Source organism: Blautia acetica, assembly GCF_038739805.1.
In the GTDB taxonomy this organism is placed as follows: domain Bacteria; phylum Bacillota; class Clostridia; order Lachnospirales; family Lachnospiraceae; genus Blautia.
In genome coordinates, this window is sequence record NZ_JBBEWO010000040.1 from 1 (window position 1) to 2739 (window position 2739).

3 protein-coding genes and 1 pseudogene are annotated in these 2739 nt (G+C 46.8%); all 4 read right to left on the bottom strand.

The window, feature by feature from the left end; genetic code table 11:
* Window positions 1–54: 54 nt before the first annotated feature.
* Window positions 55–1698 (bottom strand): recombinase family protein, encoded by a 1644-nt coding sequence (locus tag WBS51_RS15020; protein WP_342694154.1) that lies wholly within the window; start codon window positions 1696–1698, stop codon window positions 55–57.
* Window positions 1699–1776: 78 nt separating this feature from the next.
* The gene (locus WBS51_RS15025; protein ID WP_154473298.1) at window positions 1777–1938 is read right to left on the bottom strand and encodes an SHOCT domain-containing protein; all 162 of its coding nucleotides are present in this window, start codon (window positions 1936–1938) and stop codon (window positions 1777–1779) included.
* The gene (locus WBS51_RS15030) at window positions 1935–2315 is read right to left on the bottom strand and encodes a recombinase family protein (protein ID WP_342694155.1); all 381 of its coding nucleotides are present in this window, start codon (window positions 2313–2315) and stop codon (window positions 1935–1937) included. Before WBS51_RS15030 ends, WBS51_RS15025 begins: the two co-directional genes overlap by 4 nt.
* A 32-nt stretch (window positions 2316–2347) precedes the next feature.
* Window positions 2348–2608 (bottom strand): annotated as a pseudogene (locus tag WBS51_RS15035) (type II toxin-antitoxin system PemK/MazF family toxin); the annotation flags it as partial.
* Window positions 2609–2739: the final 131 nt, after the last annotated feature.

Here is a 2739-nt window from a genome sequence, read left to right on the forward strand (position 1 = left end):
TTCTCATAAAATAACGTGCCTGAAGCGTCCAAAAATATATGCTTCATCCCATCGTTAGGTGCTCTGAAAGACCCGTTTTAATCTGACGGAAAAGGCAGCGTTTAATTTGCCGAATAACACATAGTGTTCTTCCAGTTCCAGCCCGTTTTTCAGTTCAAAGCACAGCCTGTTGGGATACACTCTGATCCTTTCAACAATCAGTCGGAACAATTCTTCATCGAATTCTTCTATCATAACCGGCCGGGTGCGGAAGACCGTCAGCAGATACTCGGTCTGTGCAATTTCCTGTTCCATCAGGTTCTGCTCTTTTAGGAACTGCTGCCTGCGGCTGATTTCTTCTAACTCGGTATCCAGCTGATTCCGGCGTTCTATAAAAACAGCAGAGCCTATGTCGCCGTCCGAGAGGACTTTCTGCAACCAATGGCTCTGCTGTTTGAGTTCCTGTATTCTGTTTTCCAATGTGAGCAATTCCTGCTCCTGTGCCGCATCGTTTGGTACTGCCTTCAGTACCGCAAGCAGGGGAAGCAGGACATCTTCCGCATGCCCGGCAAGCTTGTTCCACATGCGCAAAAACATCTGCCGAATCACATCTTCCCGGATTGGTTTCTGCCTGCACTTTGTAATATCCGCGATATGCTGACGGCAGCTCCACTGAATCTTTTCATATGGCTTGCCGATATAGATTTTTTGCCGGCGGAATGTACTGCCGCACTCCCCACAGATGATCCGACTACTGAACGCATAGCGGCTTTGATAAATCTCTACATTGTCCATGTGGTGTTTCTGCCTGCGATATTCATAAATCTGACGTACCGCCTCTGCTTCTTCTCTGCTGATGATCGGTTCATGATTATCCGATACCAGATACTTTGGCAGTTCTCCGTGATTATATTTTTTCGTAAATGGAACACCTTCCGTTGTATATGTTTTCTGATAGAGCAGATCGCCCTCATATACCGGATTCTGAAGAATCCATTTCACAACATTGTCCTGCCATGCTTTTGCTGTCCGTATGGTGGGAACTCCTTCTGCCTGCAGTTCTTTTGCAATCGCATAGGAACCTTTTCCACCGAGATATTCATCAAAAATCCTGCGGACGATAGCAGCTTCCTCCGGCTGAATGATCAGATTGCCGTTTTCATCTTTCCGGTATCCATAGGCGGGAGAACTGATGATAAACGTCCCGTTTTGGAACCGTCGGACGATAGACCACCTGCTGTTTGTAGAGATACTCTCTGACTCGCCCTGTGCGATGGAACTTAGGATAGTCAGCAGCTGTTCACTTTTCTGAGACAGCGTACCGACTCGTTCTTTCTCAAAGTAGACCTCTACGCCAAGTTCTTTCAGCATACGAATAGTATTGATACTGTCCACTGTATTTCTCGCAAAGCGGGTGACAGACTTTGTCAGGATGAGGTCAATTTTTCCTTGCCTGCAGTCCTGTATCATCTGTTGGAATCTGTCACGACTTTTTACTTTTGTACCGCTTCGTGCTTCATCCGCATAGATTCCAACCAATATCCAATTCGGCTTTTCCTCAATAAATCGGGTGTAGTACTGTACCTGTGCTTCAAAGGAATTTTTCTGTTCTGCACTGCTAGTGCTGACACGGCAGTAGGCGCATACCCGTTTGGGAGCGGCATATTCTGCGGCTTGTTTTTGCTTCACAGGCTCTATTTTTGTAATCTTCTTGCCCATGTTTTTCTCCTTTCTCAGGAGCATTCCCTCCTGTCAGCACAACACAATACCACACCTTTTTTCAGATATCCAGTGTTTTTACGCATATACTTCTGCCAGTTCCGGAGAAAATGTTGACCGGTTCAGAGCATCAATTTGTGCATATTCCTCCGGCTCCAAAAAGCCGTTTTTCAGCATCAGATCCAGCAGTTTTCTGGACAGTTGATACTGCATTTCTCTGGTTTCTCTCTGTTCACTCACTGTATACCCTCCATTCTTCCGATGATACGCTGGAATCCAAAATTCAATTTTCCCTCCAGCGGAGAATAAACCGCAATCCCCATCTTTTGAAGTTGTTCCAGTATCCTCAGTGCCTGACAGGTATCCCGATGAATCCGTGACAGGTTATGTACCAGTAAAACTTCCACCTGCTGCAACGGGGCGGTTTTCAAAAAGTATTCCCATCCGGGGAGAACGTCACTGTTTCCGGCTGCCAGATCTGTGGAAGATCCCTTCACCTGAAATCCCATCTGCTCTGCATAATCCATCAGCTGTTTCCTCTGTACTTTCAACATGCCATGCACATCTTCCGGTGCATCAATACGGCAGTAAATCCATGCTTTTGGTTCCTGATGCATAACCATCCCTCCTGACTGTTGATATCTCGTGCTTATTTCTCTCTTAATCGCTGCTCCATTCCAAAACTGATTGCCAAAGACTGCTCCACCTCTGCCATTTCCTTTCGGTTGATTCTTCCGAGGTACTCTCTTAGTCTCGAAGTGTCAATGGTCCGTATCTGTTCCAGCAGTACGACCGATCCGTACCGAAGCCCTTTCACATGATACAAAGCCACATGAGTGGGCAGAGGATGCTTGAACCTGCGTCCGGTAATCGCAGCCACGATCACGGTCGGGCTGTATTTATTGCCGGTATTATTCTGAACGAATCATGACCACCCGTCCAACGGGTGGTTTGCTCTAGGGCTATAAGCCCTTGTTACTAGGCCAGCGTCTCAAGGCGCTGGCTTTCTCTTTCGGCTATGGGAATTCTGTTTACACATCC